General features: G+C 68.9%; 15 protein-coding genes. 8 read left to right on the top strand and 7 right to left on the bottom strand.

The features are described from left to right. Nucleotides 1–28: 28 nt before the first annotated feature. On the bottom strand, nt 29–1,222 hold the full coding sequence (locus tag AB0L70_RS03885) for an ATP-binding protein (protein ID WP_363679625.1): 1,194 nt from the start codon (nt 1,220–1,222) through the stop codon (nt 29–31). Between the two features lie 149 nt (nt 1,223–1,371). Between AB0L70_RS03885 and AB0L70_RS03880 the strand changes: the two genes are divergently transcribed. Beyond that, a complete protein-coding gene (locus AB0L70_RS03880; RefSeq protein ID WP_363679623.1) occupies nt 1,372–2,388 on the top strand; it encodes a (p)ppGpp synthetase in 1,017 nt (338 codons plus the stop codon). On the opposite strand, the gene AB0L70_RS03875 is transcribed toward AB0L70_RS03880, so the two are convergent. After that, the gene (locus AB0L70_RS03875) at nt 2,350–3,774 is read right to left on the bottom strand and encodes an MFS transporter (RefSeq protein WP_363679621.1); all 1,425 of its coding nucleotides are present in this window, start codon (nt 3,772–3,774) and stop codon (nt 2,350–2,352) included. The two genes, AB0L70_RS03880 and AB0L70_RS03875, sit on opposite strands and share 39 nt — an antisense overlap. A 154-nt stretch (nt 3,775–3,928) precedes the next feature. Here AB0L70_RS03875 and AB0L70_RS03870 point away from each other — a divergent pair, with 154 nt between their 5' ends. From AB0L70_RS03870 to AB0L70_RS03860, 3 genes are all read left to right on the top strand, one after another. Then, nucleotides 3,929–5,692: an ABC transporter ATP-binding protein gene (locus tag AB0L70_RS03870; RefSeq protein WP_363679619.1), complete on the top strand. Its 1,764-nt coding sequence runs from the start codon at nt 3,929–3,931 to the stop codon at nt 5,690–5,692. Then, nucleotides 5,689–7,467, top strand: coding sequence for an ABC transporter ATP-binding protein (locus AB0L70_RS03865; protein WP_363679617.1), 1,779 nt, complete (start codon nt 5,689–5,691; stop codon nt 7,465–7,467). Before AB0L70_RS03870 ends, AB0L70_RS03865 begins: the two co-directional genes overlap by 4 nt. Nucleotides 7,468–7,529: 62 nt before the next feature. Further along, a complete protein-coding gene (locus AB0L70_RS03860) occupies nt 7,530–9,317 on the top strand; it encodes an alpha/beta fold hydrolase (RefSeq protein WP_363679615.1) in 1,788 nt (595 codons plus the stop codon). Here the strand turns inward: AB0L70_RS03860 and AB0L70_RS03855 are convergent. The 3 genes from AB0L70_RS03855 to AB0L70_RS03845 form a co-directional block, all read right to left on the bottom strand. After that, nucleotides 9,289–10,194, bottom strand: a complete 906-nt coding sequence (locus AB0L70_RS03855) for an LD-carboxypeptidase (protein ID WP_363679613.1) — start codon at nt 10,192–10,194, stop codon at nt 9,289–9,291. The genes AB0L70_RS03860 and AB0L70_RS03855 overlap by 29 nt on opposite strands. 10 nt (nt 10,195–10,204) lie before the next feature. Further along, nucleotides 10,205–13,588, bottom strand: a complete 3,384-nt coding sequence (locus AB0L70_RS03850) for a phosphodiester glycosidase family protein (RefSeq protein WP_363679611.1) — start codon at nt 13,586–13,588, stop codon at nt 10,205–10,207. A 78-nt stretch (nt 13,589–13,666) separates the two neighbouring features. Beyond that, on the bottom strand, nt 13,667–14,326 hold the full coding sequence (locus AB0L70_RS03845) for a response regulator transcription factor (protein ID WP_363679609.1): 660 nt from the start codon (nt 14,324–14,326) through the stop codon (nt 13,667–13,669). Between the two features lie 155 nt (nt 14,327–14,481). On the opposite strand from AB0L70_RS03845, the gene AB0L70_RS03840 reads away from it, so the two are divergent. Genes AB0L70_RS03840 through AB0L70_RS03830 form a run of 3 tightly spaced genes read left to right on the top strand, consistent with a single transcriptional unit; the run spans nt 14,482 to nt 17,343 of the window. Further along, entirely contained in the window at nt 14,482–15,021 is a 540-nt protein-coding gene (locus AB0L70_RS03840) for a hypothetical protein (protein WP_363679607.1), read from the top strand. A gap of 24 nt (nt 15,022–15,045) precedes the next feature. After that, nucleotides 15,046–16,203, top strand: a complete 1,158-nt coding sequence (locus tag AB0L70_RS03835) for a hypothetical protein (RefSeq protein ID WP_363679605.1) — start codon at nt 15,046–15,048, stop codon at nt 16,201–16,203. Nucleotides 16,204–16,206: 3 nt separating this feature from the next. Next, the gene (locus tag AB0L70_RS03830) at nt 16,207–17,343 is read left to right on the top strand and encodes a histidine kinase (RefSeq protein WP_363679603.1); all 1,137 of its coding nucleotides are present in this window, start codon (nt 16,207–16,209) and stop codon (nt 17,341–17,343) included. Between the two features lie 2 nt (nt 17,344–17,345). Here AB0L70_RS03830 and AB0L70_RS03825 read toward each other — a convergent pair whose 3' ends face one another. Beyond that, on the bottom strand, nt 17,346–17,669 hold the full coding sequence (locus AB0L70_RS03825) for a rhodanese-like domain-containing protein (protein ID WP_363679601.1): 324 nt from the start codon (nt 17,667–17,669) through the stop codon (nt 17,346–17,348). 132 nt (nt 17,670–17,801) lie between these two features. Between AB0L70_RS03825 and AB0L70_RS03820 the strand changes: the two genes are divergently transcribed. Next, entirely contained in the window at nt 17,802–18,638 is an 837-nt protein-coding gene (locus AB0L70_RS03820; RefSeq protein WP_363679599.1) for a hypothetical protein, read from the top strand. Here AB0L70_RS03820 and AB0L70_RS03815 read toward each other — a convergent pair whose 3' ends face one another. Next, the gene (locus AB0L70_RS03815; RefSeq protein ID WP_363679597.1) at nt 18,639–19,496 is read right to left on the bottom strand and encodes a DNA-formamidopyrimidine glycosylase family protein; all 858 of its coding nucleotides are present in this window, start codon (nt 19,494–19,496) and stop codon (nt 18,639–18,641) included. It lies immediately after the preceding gene. Nucleotides 19,497–19,606 lie beyond the last annotated feature (110 nt).

The raw sequence follows: 19,606 nt of genomic DNA, 5'->3' as shown, positions 1-19,606 counted from the left end.
AGGGCAACGATTCTAAGGGACCGGGGCGTCAGGCTGTGCGGGTGCGGAGGAATTTACCGAAGTGGGGGACTGTGAAGGCTACGGTTCCGCGTTCGGCGGAGAAGACGAGGCCTTTCTTGATCAGGCCGTCTCGGGCTGGGGAGAGGGACTGGGGTTTGCGGCTGAGGGTGTTGGCCACTTCGGCGGTCTGGACGGACCCGTCGTCGACGCCGATGCCTAGCTCGGCCATGGCGCGCATGTACTCACGTTCTGCCGGCGTGGCACGTTCGTACCGGGAGCCGAAGAAGCCGACGGTCAACTCGGCCGAAGCCTCCGGAGCGGCGACAGCGACGTCCTTGATGGTGATGGGGGACGTCGGGGCGTGGTCCCAGGTGGAGTGGGCGAACGCCTGGACGAAGTACGGGTACCCGTCCGTCTGGGCGTACAGCTCGTCCAGCGCCTCCTCGTCGTACGCAACGCCCTCGCTCTCCGCCGGGACCATCAGCGCGCGGTCGCACGCCTCTCGCGCCAGCCGGTCCACACGGATGTAGCGGAAGAGCCGCTCCGAGTAGGACTTGCTGGCGGACAGTACGGCGGGCAGATGCGGCAGCCCCGCACCCACAACGACCAGTGGCGCGCTCTGCTGCGAGATCTCGTGACATGCGGCGCACAACGCGGACAGGTCGTCCGCACTGATGTCCTGCATCTCGTCGATGAACAGTCCGACCCCGACCGACAGATCGCCGGCCAGATCGGCCGCATCGGTGAAGAGCTCGATCAGATCCATCTCGAGATCACCGGAGTCGGCCCGGCCCTTGGCCGCAGCCACGTCCACCGGCGGATGCCAGCGGATCCCCTTCCGGTCCTCTGCCCCGGTCCGCAGCGCGAAAGCCTTCAGTACGGCGCTGAACTGGTCGACCCGATCGTCATCGCGATGCCGATGCCCCAACTCCCGCATCGCGGTGTGCAGCGCCTGCGCGATCGGCAGCCGGATGCTCTGCTCCGGCCGGGCCTCGATCTTCCCCGTACCCCAGGCACGCTTGATCGCCTGGCTGCGCAACGTGTTGAGCAGCACGGTCTTACCCACGCCCCGGAGCCCACTGAGCACAAGGCTCCGCTCCGGTCTGCCTGCCGCGACCCGTTCGAGCACTACCTCGAACTGCCGCACCTCGGTGTCGCGTCCGGCCAGCTCAGGCGGCCGCTGACCGGCGCCGGGCGCATAGGGATTCCGGATCGGATCCATGCTGCCACTGTATGAGCCCGTCTAGCGTTTTCCTTAGATTGACCTAGCCACCGCGAGAGCGTGTCGCGAGTGGTGTCTACATCTTTCTAGTGAAAACAGTAGAAAACGATAGACACCACGAGCGAGCGCTAGCGCACTATGGTTCCGCCATGCGGGTGGACTGGGCTGTGCAGGCCGGCGCGTTGTACGAGCGCGTGCATCAGCAGTACGTCGGCGGTGCCCGCAAGCTGGAGGCGCTGATCGATGAGCTGATCGGCGAAGAGGAAGGCATCAACTACCTGAGTGCGACCGCCCGGGCCAAGGACCCGGAGTCGTTCCTCGCGAAGGCGGCCAAGCCGAACCCCGACGACCCCGGCAAACCGAAGTACGACGACCCGTTGAACCAGATCACCGACCTGGTCGCGGCCCGGGTGATCACGTTCCTGGTCGAGGCCGTGGACCGGGTCTGCGAGGTGATCGAGGCCGAGTTCGACATCGTCGAGCACACCGACATGGGCGCGCACACCCGCGCGCAGGGCGTCTTCGGGTACGCGAGCAAGCACTACCTGGTCCGGCTCAACTCCCACCGCCGCGAGCTTCCGGAGTACGCCGTACTGAAGAACCTCACGATGGAGATCCAGGTCCGGACGGCGGTCCAGCACGCGTGGGCGGAGTTCGAGCACGACATCCGGTACAAGCTGGACATCCCGCCGGACCGCAAGCCGGAGTTCGACCGGCGGTTCCTGCTCGCGGCCGCGTTGATGGAACTGGCCGACAACGAGTTCACCGAGATCGACCGTCTCTACCGTGAGCTCGCGGCCGCCGAGCCGGACAAGACCCCGCGGGACCTCACCACGCCGACCCTCACGACGTACCTGACCCGCCGCTACCCGGACGCGCCGCACGCCAAGACCAACCACTACACCTGGATCCTCGGCGTCCTCGCCCGCCTCGATATCACCACCGAGGAGCAGCTCACCGAGCTCCTGGCCGGTATCGACAGCTCCGCCGTCCAGGCCGCGATGACTCACCGCTTCCCGGCCGGCGACGTACGACGTCTCGACGACGACCTGCTGGCCGCGAGAGGCACGGCGTACATCGACCTCTTCCCCGACGAGGAACGCCGCCAGAAGATCCTCCGCGGCCGCCTAAAAGCTCTCGGCCGCGCCGGCATCACGGAGCTGTGAGGCGGTACGGCGGGCCCAAGCGCCGGTCGTGATGAGACCAAGGGTCAGGACCAGTACGCCACAGCCCGCGATGATGAACCAGCACAGGCGGGCCGCAGCGACGAAGCCTGTCTCCAAAGGCCCGACCAGGCGGGCGGTCAGGACGGTGCCGGCGATTGCGACGCCAAGGGACGCGCCGACCTGGCGACTGGTGGAGGCGATGGCGGCTGCGACGCCGGCCTGGGCGCGGGGCATCCCGGAGACCGCGGCGTTGGTGATGGGGGCGTTCAGCATGCCGAAACCGAGCCCGAAGACCAGATAGCCGATCAGCAGCATCACGGTGGACGTGGAGTTGTCCAAGCGCGACAGTACGAGCCCTGCGACGGTGAGCATGCTCCCCGCAACGACCAGCGGCAGGCGTGGTCCGCGATGCCCGACCAGCCAGCCCGAGATCGGCGCAAACACCACCGTCATCGCGGCCATCGGCAACGTCAGCAGGCCCGCGTGCAACGCAGTGAAACCACGCACCGACTGCAGGTACAGCGAATTCAGAAACAGGAACCCCGACAACGCCGAGAACCCACACACCGCAATCAGCGTGGCCCCTGAGAACGGCGCACTGCGGAAGAACCGTGGCTCAAGGAGTGGCTCGTCTCGTTGCCGCTCGTACAGCACCAGCGACACCAGCGCCCCGGCGAACAGCACGAAGCACCCGATGATCAGCGGCGAGCCCCACCCGGCCGACCGGCCCTCGATGATCCCGTACGTCAGTCCACCGAGCAGCAGTACGACGAGCACCTGCCCGACCGGGTCGATCCGCCGCGGGATCGCGGCCCGCGACTCCGGCACGAACAACGCGGTCATCAGTACGGCGGCCAGCGTCACCGGCACGTTGATCCAGAAAATGGACCGCCACCCGACCGTGTCGACCAGCGCACCACCGACGACCGGGCCGACCGCCATGCTCAGCCCGACCACGCCGCCCCAGACCCCGATCGCCTGTGCGCGCTCACGGGGATTGGTGAACGTATTGGTGATGATCGACATGGCGACCGGGTTCAGCATCGACCCACCGATCGCCTGCAGCATCCGGAACACGATCAGCAGGTCGATCGTCGGCGCGACGCCACACAGCAGCGACCCGATCCCGAACAACACCAGCCCGGCCTGGAACGTCCGCCGCCGACCGACCCGGTCCGCGGTCGACCCGGACACCATCAACAGGCTGGCCAGGACCAGCGTGTAGGCGTCGATCGTCCACTGCAGCTTGGACACCGACGCCCCGAGCTCGGACCGGATCGCCGGCAGCGCCAGGTTCACGATCGTCGAGTCGAGCCCGACGATGAACAGGCTGGAGCAGCAGATGCCCAGAACCAGCAACCGCCGCCCCCGCGTCAGCTGATCCACCCGGCTCCTTCGGTGCTGTCCTCAATCGTCTGCTTGAAGACTGTACTACCGGTCTAAAACGGCTTGACGGACTGTCGGCGGGGCCGCCTAGGCTTGATGTATTCGCCTGGTCAGGTGCCCCTCTTCACCCCTTCTACGCCTCTTGTGAGACGTCATGTCTTTGCGCCTTGTCCCCTTCGCCGATCCGGGTGTGCCCGACACCCGTTCCGGTCTCCGACTCATCCTCTGGCTGGAGCATCAGCAGCTGCGCGGCCAAGCTGTCGCGATCTTCTGGGGGATGCTCTTCTTCGGCGGGATCGCCGCCGCTCCGGTCGCCGTCGGTCTCGCCGTCCAGGCCGTGATCGACAAGTCCTGGCCGAAGCTGATCCTGTCCGGCGTCCTGCTACTCGCGTTCGGCGCGGCCAAGGCCGGCGCCGACTCGTACTTCCACCGCGCCGTCGTGACCAACTGGATCGGTACGGCGGCCCGCCTGCAGCAACTGCTCTTCCGCAAGGCCGCGGAGCTCGGCTCGCTGCTCACCCGCCGGATCGCCGCCGGCGAGGTGGTCGCGGTGAGCAGCGGCGACGTCGAGAAGATCGGCTGGTTCGTCGAGGTGCTCGGCCGGTTCGCGGCCGCACTGCTGACCTGCTTCGCCGTCGTGATCGGGCTGATGTTCTACGAGCCGCAGCTCGGTCTGGTCGTCGCCATCGCCGTACCGGTGCTCGCGTTCTCGATCGTGCCGCTGATGGGTCCGGCCGAGCGTCGCGCCGACGCGCAGCGGGCCAAGGGCGGCCGGGCCACCGAGCTGGCGGCCGACACCGTCGCCGGTCTGCGCGTGCTGCGTGGCATCGGTGGTGAGCAGCTGTTCCTGGACCGCTACCGCGCGGCCTCGCAGGAGTACCGCGCGAGTGCGGTCCGTAGCGCCCGGATGTGGTCGCTGATCGCGGCGCTCCAGGTGCTGATGTTCGGTGTGTTCCTGGTGGTCGTTGTCTGGCTGGGCGTCCGGCTGGTGCTGTCCGGCCGGATCTCGGTCGGCGAGCTCGTCACGACGTACGGGTTCATCACGTTCATGCTGGTGCCGCTGCAGACGTTCGAGGAGACGGCGAGCGCGTTCATCTTCTCGAAGGTGTCTGCTCGCCGGGCCGCGCGCGTGCTGTCGTTGCAGCGGACCGACGAGACCAAGGGCACCGGTGCGGCGCAGCTGCCCAACGGTAACCTGCTGGACCCGCTGTCCGGTCTGCACGTTCCGACCGGCAGCTTCACCGCGGTCGTCACCGGTGACCCGGATGCGGGTGGCCGGCTGGCCGACCGGCTGGGTGGTCACAGTCCGAGTGCCGAGGGCGACGAGGCGTCCGTGCTGCTCGACGGGGTCGCGCTGGACGATCTCCCGTTGGACTCCGCGCGGACCGTCGTACTGGTGCAGGACAAGGACCCGGTGCTGTTGTCGGGGACGGTGCGCGAGCTGTTCGACGTACCGGCCAGTGGTGACGTCTCTCCGGAGACGGCACTCGACGCAGCGCAGTGTGCGGACATCCTCGACGTGCTGCGGCAGACGCTGCCCGCGGGTGGGACGGACGCGATGCAGGCCGTGCTGACCGAGCGGGGACGGTCCCTGTCCGGTGGGCAGCGGCAGCGGGTGGCCTTGGCCCGTTCGCTGTACGTCGACCCGCCGGTGCTGGTCCTGGACGAGCCGACCAGTGCGGTCGACGCGCACACCGAGGCCCGGATCGCCGACGGTCTGCGGTTGCTGCGGGCCGGCCGGACCACTGTGGTGTTCACCTCCAGCCCGCTGATGCTGGACCGCGCGGAGCGGGTCGTGTTCGTGCCGGACGGCCGAGTCGTTGCCGTTGGCACCCATCACGACCTGGTGCACAACAACCCGCACTACCGCGCGGTCGTGACCCGTGAAGAAGAGCCAACTCTCGAGGAGTCGCTGTGAAGCGCCCTGAGTACGACCCGGCAGCGCCGCAGGAAGCGGCCCGCTTGCCGGTGGCAGGCAGCACGACCGTGCGCGCCTACCTGAAGACGCTGTTCCGCCGGCACCGCCGCGCGTTCGCTTGGTTGACCCTGGTGAACGCGGTGGCGGCGCTGAGCGGCATGGTCGGGCCCTGGCTGCTCGGCAACGTGGTGGAGAAGCTGTCCCAGGGCCGCACCGACGTGCAGCTGCCGTCCGTCGTGATCGGCTTCGTCTGTGCGCTCGCGGTGCAGACGGTGTTCGTCCGGATGACGCGACTGCGCGGTGCGGTGCTCGGCGAGGAGATGCTCGCCGACCTGCGGGAGGACTTCCTGGTCCGCGCGGTCGGACTGCCGCCGGGTGTGCTGGAGCGCGCCGGGACCGGTGACCTGCTGTCCCGGATCACCACCGACGTCGACCGGCTCTCGCACGCCATGCGGGACGCCGTACCCCAGCTGACCATCGCGGTGATCTGGGCCGGGCTGCTGATCGGTGCGTTGATCGTGACCGCGCCCGAGCTCGCGATCGCCGTGGTGATCGCAACGCCGATCCTGATCATCGGTGGCCGCTGGTACTTCCGCCGCGCGCCATCGGCGTACCGGTCGGAAGCCGCCGGGTACGCCGCGGTGGCCTCTGGACTGGCCGAGACCGTCGACGCGGGCCGGACCGTTGAGTCGCACCGGCTCGGCGACCGCCGGATCAAGCTGGGTGACACCCGGATCGGCCAGTGGGTCGCGTGGGAGCGGTACACGCTGTACCTGCGGATGATCCTGTTCCCGGTGATCAACATGACCCACACGGTCGCTCTGGCGGCCGTGCTGGTCCTCGGTGGCGGTTTCGCCATCCAGGGCTGGATCACGGTCGGCGCGCTCACCACGGGTGCGCTGTACATCCAGATGCTGGTCGAGCCGGTCAACATGATGATCCGCTGGTACGACGAGTTGCAGGTGGCGCAGGTGTCACTGGCGCGGCTCGTCGGTGTCCGTGAGGTCGAGGAGGCCGCTACCGCCAGCGAGGACGAGCCGGACGGCCGGACCGTGCTGGCTGACGACGTACGGTTCGGCTACCTGGAAGGACGGGACGTGCTGCACGGGGTCACGCTGACTGTGCAGCCAGGTGCCCGGGTTGCACTCGTTGGCCCTTCTGGAGCAGGGAAATCGACCCTGGGCCGGTTGCTGGCCGGCATCTACTCGCCGCGGGTCGGTGACATCACCCTGGGTGGTGCGGCCCTCGACCGGATGTCAGCCGAGCAGGTCCGCAGTCACGTTGCCCTGGTCAACCAGGAGCACCACGTGTTCGTGGGCAGTGTCCGGGACAACCTGCGGCTGGCCCGGTCGGAAGCTACCGATGCGGACCTGTGGGCAGCACTGCGCTCGGTCGACGCGGACGGGTGGGTCGCTGGTTTCGACAACGGGCTCGACACCGAGGTGGGATCCGGTGGGATCTCACTGACCCCGGCCCAGGCCCAGCAGGTCGCCCTGGCGCGACTGGTGCTGGCGGACCCGCACACGCTGGTCCTGGACGAGGCGACCTCGTTGATGGACCCGCGCGCCGCCCGGCACCTGGAGCGGTCGTTGGCCGGCGTACTGGCGGGCCGGACGGTTGTGGCGATCGCGCACCGGTTGCACACCGCCCACGACGCAGACGTGATCGCGGTGGTCGAGGACGGCAAGATCGTCGAACTCGGCGGCCACGACGAACTGGTCGGTGCTGAGGGCCCCTACGCGGCCCTGTGGCACTCCTGGCACGGAGATCGCTAGCTGTCACCGGGGGCGGATCGCGAGTCCGCCCCCGGCGACAGGTCCCGTGGAAGGATTGAGCGGTGCTGACGACACTGTTCTCGCTGCCCTCCACGATGGCTCTCGACGTGAACGAGGAGGGTCGGCTGCTCGTCCTGTACGACGGCACCGGCGTGCGCCAGGTCAACGAGATCGCACCGGACGGGACCTGGCGACCGCTCACCGACCTGGGTGACACCTGCCGCGGTGCGCGGTTCGTCCCGGGCAGCCGCCAGGTGGTCGTCGAGCACGACAGCGGCGGGAACGAACGCGGTCAGCTGTCGGTGCTGGACCTTGGCGAGCCCGGGCTGCCGAAGCTCACACCGCTCGTCCACGACCTCGACTACGTCCACCACCTGGTCGACACGAAGCCCGACCGGGTCCTCTACACAACGAACCGGCGCAACGGCGTCGACTTCGACCTGGTCGCCCGTGACCTGACCAGTGGCGACGAGACCGCGCTGTACGACGCCGGCGGCTGGGTGATGGGGGTCAGCGCGTCGCCGGACGACCGCTGGGTCGTGCTGTCCCTGGCCAGCGCACCGGCGAACTCGATCCAGCTGCTGCTGGTCGACACCGCCACCCAGGCCATCACCGAACTCACCCCGGCGGACGCTCACAACGACCAGACCGCAGTGTCCTGGCTGCCCGACTCCACCGCCTTCCTGGTGTCGACCAATGCGGGCCGCGACCGGATGGCCCTGCGTCAGTACGACGTCGCCGACGCCGCGTGGAGCGACGTACTCGTGGATGACGACCGGGACCTGGCTGGATGGGCGTCGCCGAACGGCGAGCATCTGTTGGTCGGTGTGCTCGAGGACGGCGAGGTGTCGCTGGTGCTGCACCGGCTGGCAGACGCGTCCGTAATCGGAGCGCTGGAGCTGCCCGCGGGTGGCTGTGCCGCGCTGACGATGATGACGCCGAACCCGCTCTGGTCGCCCGACGGGTCGTTCGCGGCGATCACGTACAACTCTCCGATCACACCGCCGACGCTGTACCGGTACGTCCCCGCGACCGGCGAGGTGGCGGAGCTGCGGGCACCGGACCAGCCAGAGCCGCCGGCGGAGCTCACGCATCCGGAGAGTCTGCGGGTGCCGTCGTTCGACGGTGAGCAGGTGCCGGTGTTCGTGTTCCGTCCGACCGGCCCGGGCCTGGGCTCGACCGTGCTGCACGTCCACGGCGGTCCGGAGGGTGCCGCGATGCGGATCTGGAGCCCGGTCATCTCGGCACTCGCGAGCGACGGCCACACCGTCGTCGTACCGAACGTCCGCGGCTCCGCGGGCTACGGGAAGCGTTGGTACTCCCTGGACGACCGCGAACTGCGACTCGACTCGGTGCGGGACCTGGCGGCGATCCACGCCTGGCTGCCGTCGATCGGCGCCGACCAACGGCGCGCGGCGCTGTGGGGTGGTTCGTACGGCGGCTACATGGTGCTGGCCGGAGTCGCGTTCCAGCCGGACCTGTGGGCCGCGGGTGTGGACATCGTCGGGATCGCCTCGCTGGTCACGTTCCTGGAGAACACGTCGGACTACCGGCGAGCCATGCGGGAACGTGAGTACGGCTATCTGGCCACCGACCGGGACTTCCTCGAGTCCGCGAGCCCACTCAGCCGGGTCGACGACATCCGGGCACCGCTGTTCGCCATCCACGGCGCCAACGACCCGCGCGTGCCGTTGTCAGAGGCCGAGCAGATCACCGAGGCCCTCACTAAGCGCGACGTACCTTGTCAGCTCCTGGTCTACCCGGACGAGGGCCACGGCCTGGTCAAGCTGAAGAACAAGCTCGACGCCTACCCCCAGGCGCTCAGCTTCCTGCGAAACCACTTGGGGTGAGCGTGGCCGCAGTCGCGTCCAGCCGGACCGGCAGTCCGAGCGGTACGGCGAGGTTCAACGCCTCATGCCCGATCGCCGCTCCCTCCACCATCGGTACGCCGAGTGGTTCGAGCCGCTCCCGGATCACGTCGTCGATCTGGTCGTCCTCCGAGCTGAAGTCGCCGATCACGACTCCGGTCACCTGGTCGAACCAGCCGGACCGCAGCAGGTGGGTGAGCAACCGGTCCACCCGGTAGCCCTCCTCGTTCACGTCCTCCAGTACGACGACACCCGCCGGCGGCGCGTACGTCGGCGTACCGATGCTCGACGCCAGCAACGCCAGGTTGCCACCCCGCAGCCGTCCCTCGGCGACACCGTCGACAACGGTCCGGCCGCCCGCAAGCAGGTCGGTGACGCTCTCCGGCTCGAACAGCAGGGCCCGCAGCCGCTCCCGTCCGTCGGGCTGTCCCAGCTGCTCCACCGCGGCCGCCATCGGCCCGTGGATCGTGACCAGACCGCGTGCATTCAACGGCTCGTGCAGTGCGGTGATGTCGCTGAATCCGACGAACCACTTCGGTACGGCGGTCAGCTCGTCGAAGTCGACGTACTCGAGCATCCGCTGCACGCCGTACCCACCACGCGCACAGAACACCGCAGCGACGCTCGGATCGAGCCAGGCCGTCCGCAGGTCCTCGGCCCGGGCCTTGTCCTCCGCCGCCAGGTAGGCCAACCGCTCATGCCCAGCCAGAACGGACGGCATGACGAAGACCTCGAGGCCCCAGCCCTTCAGGTGCTCGACCCCGATCGCCAGCCGCTCCGCATCCACCCGCCCCGACGGCGCAACCACAGCAACCCGATCCCCAGCCACCAACCGCCGCGGCACCATCAGCTCATCCACGGACGGGACGCTACCAATCGACCTTGATCGTGGTGGTCTTGGAGACTCCGTTGACCGTGACGCCCAGTTGGGCGGTGCCGGGGCGGAGGCCGGTGACCTGGCCGGTGGCGGGGTCGTACGACGCGACTGCCCAGAACGGCGCGGTTCGGGCCGGGCCGATGTGGAGGGAGGTCGAGCCGAACCAGTCGGACGAGACCGGGAACGTCACCGGGACCCGGCGGTCCTCCTGGACGACGGTGGCTGCCGCCGGACCGGTCTGACCGCGGTGGAGCGTGGCCGGTGCGGTGAGCTCGAGGGAATCGACGTGCGGCCGCAGCTCGACCTGGAACCAGGAGCGCTCGGGCGCCGACCACGAACGCTCGCCGGCCGGAGCCGCCGTTGCCTTCGGGTCGATCCCGACCAGCGCCCAGCCCGTGAAGCCACCCGCGTCCGGAGCAGCGGCCGGGCTCTTGCCCGAGTTGCCGGTCAGCGGCAGCAGTACGCCGTCCGTCCGGGTCGCCGCGAACGTCCCGGCATGCGCCGCCATGTACGCCGCACCCTTCCCGGTCGAGGCCCGGAAATCGGCCAGCCACTGGACGATCATCGCCGCTTCCTTGCGGTCACCCAGCTGCGAGTTCTGCGTCGGCGACGGGTCGTCGATCGGGTGGTGCGCCATCACCACGACATTGCGGATCGTCTTGTTCGTGGCCGCGTCGTCGAGCTGCTTGCGCAGGTCGAGGATCTGGTCGAATCCACCGGCCCGCAGCGATCCGAGCGACGAGTCGCGCAGGATGAACCGAGTGCCCTTGTGGTCGAACGTGCTGGTCGGCGAGCCGAACACCTTGGACCACTCGGACAGGTCGCCCGGCCCGTAGCTCTCGTGGTTGCCCGGTACGTAGTGCACCGGCACCTTGCCCGCGACCTCCTCGTCGATGATCTGCTTGGCCAGCGCGATGTCCGGACCGAACGCCCGGTCGACGAAGTCGCCGTTGATCACCAGGAAGTCCGGGTTCTGCGCGAGCGCCTCGCGGATCGTCCGCCGGGCCTGCTTGACGTAGTCGGAGTTCGGGTCGTCGGAGGTGAACTGCGCGTCCGACATCACCGCGAACCGCCACCGGCCGCTGCCCGTCACCGTCCCGTCGGTCACCACCATCGGGTCGATCACCTTGGCCGGCGGCTGCACGGTCACCGGCGGCGCACTGCGCACGGTCAGGTCGTCGATGATGATCCGGCCGGAGTACTGCCGGGTCGGCACGGTCTCCACGACGTAGATCCGCCAGAACCGCAGCGGCATCGTCAATCCGGGTGGGATGTCCGCCTCGACGTACTTCCAGCCGGTCCAGTCGACCGTCGCCGCGAGGTTCAGCGTCTGCGCCGTACCGCCGGCCGCGTCGTACGCGTTCGCCCGCAACCACGCGCCCTTGCCGTCGCCATAGACCCACGCGCCGAGCTTCTGCGGCTGGCCGGGCAGCGTCTGCTGCGGAGTCTGGGACAGGTACGCCGCCCGCGTCGCCGTACTGCCCGTGAGCGAGTAGTCGAGCGCGATCGCCTGACCGCCGTCATGCCCTTCGGCCGCGGACCGCGTTGCCGTCGCGGCTCCCACCGGTACGGCGTTCGCCGCCCACTTGGTCAGGTCGTCGACCTCGTCCACGACCGTGCTGGTCAGCCCGGCCGTCACGCTGAGTTGGGTGCTCAAGGCACCGACCTTGGCGGTGATCACGGTCGAGACCGCGTCGTTGCTCAGCACGTTGACGTCAAAGCCGTTGCCGCGCGCAACCACCTTCACGACGGCGGGATCGTAAGTGAGCTTGACGTCCCGCGGCTCGATCCAGGTTGAGAACCCGTCGGCGTCGTACCCGTCGATCTCGAAGAAGCCCTTGGTGGTCGAGTCCGCGAGCGACACCTGCCGGGCCGACGGTGCCAATCGGGTCGGCGTACCCAGGACTGTCATCGGGAACCTTCCGTTCGCCGTACCGCGTGCTGCCGTGACCACCGCGTCGCCGGCCTTCCGTCCGATCACGACACCGTGCTGGTCGACGCGGACGTTGCTTCCGCCGTACCAGTACGGCGTACCCGTCGCCGGAGCGTAGGTCTCGTCGTGGCCGGTGGCGGTGAGGACGCGGCTCAGACCGGTGAGGACGCGGGAGCTGCGGGAGAGGTCGGTGTCCGGATCGTCGGCCGCCGTACCCAGGGCCTCGACGCGGAAGCCCTTCAGCTTGCCGGATCCCTTCACCGGGAGCAGACCGACACCGTTCGGGATCAGTCGTTCGCCGCCGTCGGAGGGATCGTTCACGACCTGCGGCGCCGCCTCACCCGGGGAGCGGGCGAGCATCGTCGACGAGCCGCCGCCGTCCAGGTTCAGTGCGTCGTCGGCCCCGAGGCCGATCATCAGCTGACCCATCTCCTTCAGCGACAGGCCACGCGAACCGGTGGCCCGGCCGTCGACGGTGAGCAGGATCATCCGGCTGCCGTCGGCGTCGAACCCGACCGCGGTCCGCGGCGCGAGGTCGGCGTCCGGTACGTCGTCCGGGACCTTGCCGTCCTTCGCCAGCTGGTAGTTGCCGCTGATCCCGACCGCGACGTTCGCCGCGTCCGGGCGCAGGCCGTACTTCACCTCGACCTTGTCGCCGACCTCGAACTCGGTCAGCGCGTCGGCGCCGGCCTCACGGCCGATCAGCGCCTGCTCGTTCGCGGCCAGCGGGGTGGTGGCCGGAGTGGTGGCGGACGAGACGACCACACCGTCGCGAAGGATCACCTCGCGGACGGTCGGTAGGCCGTCCACGGTCCTGGTCCGGGCCGCGTCGCCCCACTCCGGGGTGTAGAGGCCGATACCGCCGGTGTTGACGGTCGGCGAGTTGAGGTTGGTCAGCTCGAGCTTGGTCGCGTCGTCGTCGGTCGCCGTACCTTGCAGGAACAGCTGGGCGATCGAGCCCAGGCCGTTCTTACCGATCACCGCGGTGTCGTTGTGGCCGGCGGCCGGGGCGTTGATCAGCCGGCCGCTCCGCTCGATCCCGACGCCGAGCGGCGCGGTGGTGTCGTTGATGTCGAAGAAGTCGCCGTTGACACCGGCGATCGCGCCCTTGCGGGCCAGCTGCTGGCTGAGCGGCGTACCGCCGGAGACCTTGCCGGTGTTGACGTAGTCGACCGTCACCCCGTGCTTGTCCAGATCGGTGGTGAGGATGTCGCCGCGCTGCCAGCCCTTCGGATCGAGCCGCTCGAACGAGGTGTAGTTGACGCCGGGCGCGACCGGGCTGTCCTCGCGCGTCGTGAGTACGCCGTTGCCGGCGATCCCCGCGTCCGGGATGGCCCCGGTGGACGGGTGCGTGGACGGCTGGGCGACAGCCGGACCAACGACGGCACCGGCGAGCAGACCGCCTACACCGATGGTCGCGATGAAGGGACGGAAGAGCGACACAGGAGCCTCCCAGCAGGAACAGAACCTGTGACAAAATAACCGCTTCAAGCGATAACCGGAAGGTCTTTCACCTGTTGTTCAGCCCGGGTTGACGAACCCGGTCTCATAGGCGACCACGACCGCCTGCACCCGATCCCGTACGCCGAGCTTCGTCAGGACCCGGGCCACGTGCGTCTTCACCGTGGTCTCGGCCACGACCAACTCCGCCGCGATCTCCGCGTTGGAGAGTCCCCGGGCGATCAACCGCAGTACGTCGCACTCCCGCTCGGTCAACGCGGTCAGCTCGGGCGGCAGCTCACGCTGTTGCACCGGCTCCGCGAACCGCTCGACCAGCCGCCGGGTGATCGCGGGCTCGATCAGCGAGTCGCCGGTGGCCGCCGCGCGGACGGCCGCGATCAGCCGGCTCGACGGCGAGTCCTTCAGCAGGAACCCGGCCGCACCGGCCCGCAGTGCCCGGTAGACGTACTCGTTCTGGTCGAACGTGGTCAGGACGATGATCGTCGGCGGGTTCGGGTGCCGCCGGATCTCTTCGGTGGCCGACAGCCCGTCGAGCTCGGGCATCCGGATGTCCATCAGGATCACGTCCGGCTCGACCAGCTGCGCCTGCCGGATGGCCGCCGTACCGGTGTCGGCCTCGGCGACCACCTCGATGTCGCCCTCGGCCTCCAGGATCACCCGGAAACCGGTGCGCACCAGGGTCTGGTCGTCGGCGACGAGTACGCGGATCTTGTCGGGCACACCGTGATTGTGCCCTCATCCCCGCGGCGACCGCGTCATCCCTGCGGACGACAGCGAGCCCGAAGGATCGTCCTTGCGCCAGACGTGGACGACGTACGCCGGAACCTACTTTTTCGGCATGGGTCAGCAAGGGCCCCGGACGAAAGGACAGTTCGATGAACGGAATCTTCAGGGGGATCCGGCCGCTCGACTACGTACTGGCCGGCCTTCTCACCGCCGCGGGTGTATTCCTGATGATCGGGAACACGACCTCGAGCGACGACCTGCCGCATGCGCTGTCCACGACGAGTTGGGCGATCGTGCCGGCGTTCCTGCTCGTCACGCTGCCGATTCTCTGGCGCCGGCGCAACATCGTCACCGTGGTCGGGATCACGGCCGTCACGACGCTGGCGCACGTACTCGCCTTCGGCTGGATCACCCGCTGCGGCGTCGTGATCCCCCTCGCCTGCGCCCTCGCGTATGCCGTCGCCCGGTACGCCGGCGCCCGCACGAACCACCTGCTCGGCCTCGCCGGCATCGCAGTCATCCTGCTGGTCATGCTCGCCCGGGACGCGTCGATCGACACGATCGCGGGTGGCCTGGCCGTCGCGGCGCCGGTGACCGCGCTCTTCTACGGGATCGGCCTGCTCGTGCAGAATCGAGTCACCAAGCAGTCCGCGGACCTGGCCCCGGTCGACGAGCGCCTGGCCGCCTGACGGATTGCTGAGTAGGAGCCGGCGATGAGTGAGATCTTCCGCGGTATCAAGCTCCGCGACTGGATCCTGGCGGGCGGTCTCACCGCGCTCGGCGTCCTGCTGATGTGGGGCAACGGGCAGATGACCGAGGATCAGGTTCGCGCAGCCATCGAGGAGGGGTCGATGGCGCACGCGATGAGCCCGTACTCGGCCTGGATGATCCCGGTCTTCGCAGGGGCCACGATTCCGGTGCTCTGGTGGCGGCGCAGCATCCTCGCCGTCACCAGTGTCTCGGTGGCGTTCATGGCGCTGCACGACGTTCTCTTCGGCTGGGTCACCCGCTGCGGCGCCGGCCTCCCGCTCGCGTTCGTACTGGCGTTCCTTGGAGCGCTGGCCGCCGAGCGGGCGACGGCCTGGATCGTCTGCGGACTCAGCCTGGTGCTGACCGCGCTCGTCCTGGTGGTCGACGCGACCACCGGTACGGGCGCCATCGTTCTGGCTCTGCCGGTCATCGTGATCGTCTTCGGTGTCGGCCTGGCCGCCCGGCATCGGACTGCGATGAATCAGGAGCTGGCGATCCGGGAGGCCGAGTTGCGGCAACTCCGCGACGACCGAGCAGCGCTCGAGGTGGCGGATGACCGGGCTCGGCTGTCCCAGCAGCTCGATGGCCTGTTGCAGGAACGGCTCGGCGAGCTGACCACGGCAGCCGAGTCGGCGAACGGCCTTCCGCCGGCCGAGGCGAAGGCCGTGCTGGAGTCGATCGAGTCCGGCAGCCGCCGAACTCTGGACGACATGCGCGAGATCGTCGGGCTGCTGCGCGGAGACGATGTGGCGTTGGCACCGACGCCGACTGTCGCCCACCTGGACACGTTGCTTGCACGCCTCCGGACCACGCACTCCCGGCTGATCGTGACGGGCGATGCCCGATCGCTGCCGGCGACGGTCGAGCTTTCGGCGTACCGGATTGTCGAGCATCTGATCGCGGCGCTGGCCGACCAGGCCGATGCACCGATCGAGGTGACCGTGCGGTTCGAGGCCGACGCGTTGGAGATCCGCGTGAACGGGCAGGTCGGAGAGGCCGCCGAGCTGAAGGCGGCCGTTGCCCGGGCCAAGGAGCGGGCCAAGTTGCTCGGTGGTTCGGTCGACGTCAAGGTCGTCAAAGGCCGGGCCGGCGCGGTCGCTCAACTGCCGGTCGTGGGCTGAACCATGCGCCGGGTCGAGCAGGTCGGGATCGCGATCCTGGTGATCGCCCTGATCGCCCTGCCGACCGCAATCCACGGCTGGCCGACCACGCTCGCGGGCAACTGCTTCACCGCGCTGTTGCTGGGCAGCGGTCTCATGCTGGTCTGGTGGCGGACCCAACCGCGGGTGGTCACCGTCCTGGGCGGTGGGCTCTTCCTCACGGCGGCACTCCTTGGCGAAGAAGGCTGGTTCCCGGACACGACCTTCGCAGTCATGGCCCTCCTCACCTTGGTCGCGGCGCTGGGCTGGTCGGGGCGGGCTGCCTGGGTGGTCGCCGCTGGACTGCTGGCGTACCTGGCTGTGCTCTGGCTGCTTGTCGTGGATACCAGCGAGGTCGCGTTGGTGATGTTCAGCGTCCCCAGCTTCCTCGCCGGCACGGTCCTGCGGCTCCAGCGTGAGGCGGCCGAGCAGCTTGCCCGGCGAGGGCTGGAGCTGGAGGAGGAGCGCGAGCTGTTCGCCGAACTCGCCGTACGGCATGAGCGGGCCCGGATCGCGGCGGAGCTGCACGACATCGTCGGGCACGCGATCAGCGTCATGGTCATCCAAGCCGCGGCGGGACAACGGCTGATCGATCGCGACCCGGTCCAGGCCGAGCAGGTCTTCGCAGGCATTGCGGAGTCGGCGCGGCAGGGGCACGACGACCTGCAGCGGCTTGTCGAACTGCTCGGTGGGACCGAGGTCAGTGGACCGGATCTGTCACTGATCGATGAGGTGGTGACTCGGGCGGCTCGGGGTGGGCTGAATGTTTCCTGCCGCTTCGAGGGAGAGCGTGATGGGCTGGCTGCGCCGACGGCGCACGTTGCGTTTCGGGTGGTGCAGGAGAGTCTGACGAACGCGCTGCGGTACGCACCGGGTGCCGCCGTACGGATCCTGGTCAACGGGTCCGGTCGAGGGCTGACGGTGAGTGTCGAGAACGACGACGCCGTGCGGGAGCACCCGAGTCTGTCCGGCTCGGGTCGTGGACTGGTTGGGTTGCGGGAACGCGTTCAGGAGTTGGGTGGTCAGCTGGTCGCCGGACCGGTCGCCAGTGGTGGCTGGCGGGTCGAGGCGACGTTGCCGGACGGCCGGGTCCGCCGAGGCTGGCCTGGCCGGCGCAGTTGAGGTCAGTTGGTGCTGACCGGGCGGCCCATGGTCTGCCAGGCGTGCATGCCGCCGTCCAGGTTGACCGCCTCGCGGCCGACCGTGTTCAGGAACTGGGTCGCCATCCCGGACCGGCCGCCGACCGCGCAGACGCAGAGCACCTTCTGGTCCAGCGGCACCTCACCGACCCGCTCCTGCAACTGGCCGAGCGGGATGTGGGTGGCACCCTCGATGTGCCCGCGGTCCCACTCGTCCGGCTCACGTACGTCGAGCACGAACGCCTCCGCCAGCAACGCGTCGTCGAGATCGGCCACGACGACCGAGGGAATCTCCTGGTTCTGGAACATGTGCCAAGCATGTCAGACGCAGGCCACCCGCGGCGGCGGCAGCCACTGTGGGAATGCGATTGCCCGATGAGTGGGACAACGCATTGACACCGGGCGCCGGATTGCGGACCGTGGCTCGAAGGAGGCGCCACGGTGGCTTTGATACAGGGGATCCCGGGGGAGTTCGAGCCACAGCCGTGGGGTGAGGCGATCCTGCGCAGCCGCGAGCTCCTCCTGCTCCGGATCGCCCGTCGGCCACCCGATCGCGAGATCCGCCTTCCGGGTCTGGCCACGAACCCGCTGCATGTCGTCGAGGACCACACCGGCAAAGCACTGACCTGGCGGCACGACGGCGACGATCTCGTCGTCCGGCTGCCCGATTCCGCCGAACCACCGGTCGTCCGCGTCGCCCTGCAAGGCAAACTCCGGATCGTCCCGCCGGACACCGTCACCGCCAACGCCGACGGGGTGTGCGACCTGACGCCTGCCGGTACGACGGCCCATCTGGCAGCCCGTCGTACCGCCGAGGTCGCCATCCGGTTCTTCGGCCCGATGGATCCTGAAGCCCAGCAGCACATCCGGCTCGCGGGCCGGACGTACGGCGTCACCGGCCATCAACTCCTGCGGTCGACGATCGGCCCGTACCGGATGCCGGCCCGGCGGGTGCTTCCGCTGCTCGTGCCGACCGGCGTACGGCGGATGCTCGTCGCGCCGGTCGGGACCGTACTGGCGTCGCTGCATCCTCGTGGGGCCGAGCTCACGGTGTTGGTGACGAACTTCGGGCGGGCGCGAGCGCGGGGCGACGTCGTACTGCCGTTGCCTGCTGGATGGTCCGCGACCGATCAGCAGTGGACCTTCGACGAACTGGCGCCGGGCCGGTCGATCGGTTGGACGACCCGGATCACCGGCCGGTCAGGTTCGCACGAGTTGCAGGTCCGGCTCGACGCGGGCCGGCGCTCGGCGTCCTCGCCGTACTCGATCCAGCTCTGACTACTTGAGCAGCTTGGACAGGCGGCGGTCCGCGAGGGGCTTGCCGCCGGTCTGGCAGGTCGCGCAGTACTGCAGGGATGAGTCGTGGAAGCTGACCTCACGGACGATGTCACCGCAGACCGGGCACTTCTGGCCCTTGCGCCCATGGACTCGCAAGCCGGACTTCTTCTCCGACTTCAGGTCCTGTACGGCGAGACCCGCGGAGCGATTGACCGCGTCCTGGAGGGTTTCGCGCATCGCGTCGTACAAGATCTTCAGCTCGTCCTCGGACAGATTCGAGGCCGGCTTGAACGGGCTCATCTTCGCGACGTGCAGGATCTCGTCGGAGTAGGCGTTGCCGATCCCGGCGATCACCGATTGGCTGCGGAGAACACCCTTGAGTTGGACGCGGCCCTCGCGTTTGAGGATGTCGGTGAAGTCCTCGAGCGACAGGCTGAACGGGTCAGGCCCGAGCCGGGCGATGCCCGGCACCTCGGCCGGGTCGCGAACGACGTACACCGCGAGCTTCTTCTGCGTGCCTGCCTCGGTCAGGTCGAACCCGGAGCCGTCGTCCAGCACGGTCCGCAACGCGATCGGCCCCTTCCCGGGCCGCACCAGCGCCGTCGACTGCTCCTCTTTCCACCGCAGCCAGCCCGCGCGGGCCAGGTGAATCACCAGGTGCACGCCCTGGGCCGAGATGTCGATGAACTTCCCGTGCCGCTGCACATCGTCGATCAGCAGCCCCACCAGCGCCGAGATCGGCGGATCGTACGTCTTCAACGCACTGATCGCCGTAATATCCGCGCGCACGAACGCCCGCCCAACGGCACGCTCCCGCAGGAACCCCGCCAGCGACTCCACCTCCGGCAACTCAGGCACCCCCCTAGTGTGCCCGAAACCAGGGACACTTTCCCGGGGTTCTCGGGTGGATCACCTATGGAGTGGGTTGGGGGAGGCGGCTACCGTCGGTGGGGACAGAGGAGGTCCCC

The sequence above is a fragment of the Kribbella sp. NPDC051952 genome (genome assembly GCF_040680855.1).
GTDB lineage: Bacteria > Actinomycetota > Actinomycetes > Propionibacteriales > Kribbellaceae > Kribbella.
Note: the sequence above shows the minus strand (reverse complement) of the source record. Positions and strands in the feature narration are given on the sequence as shown.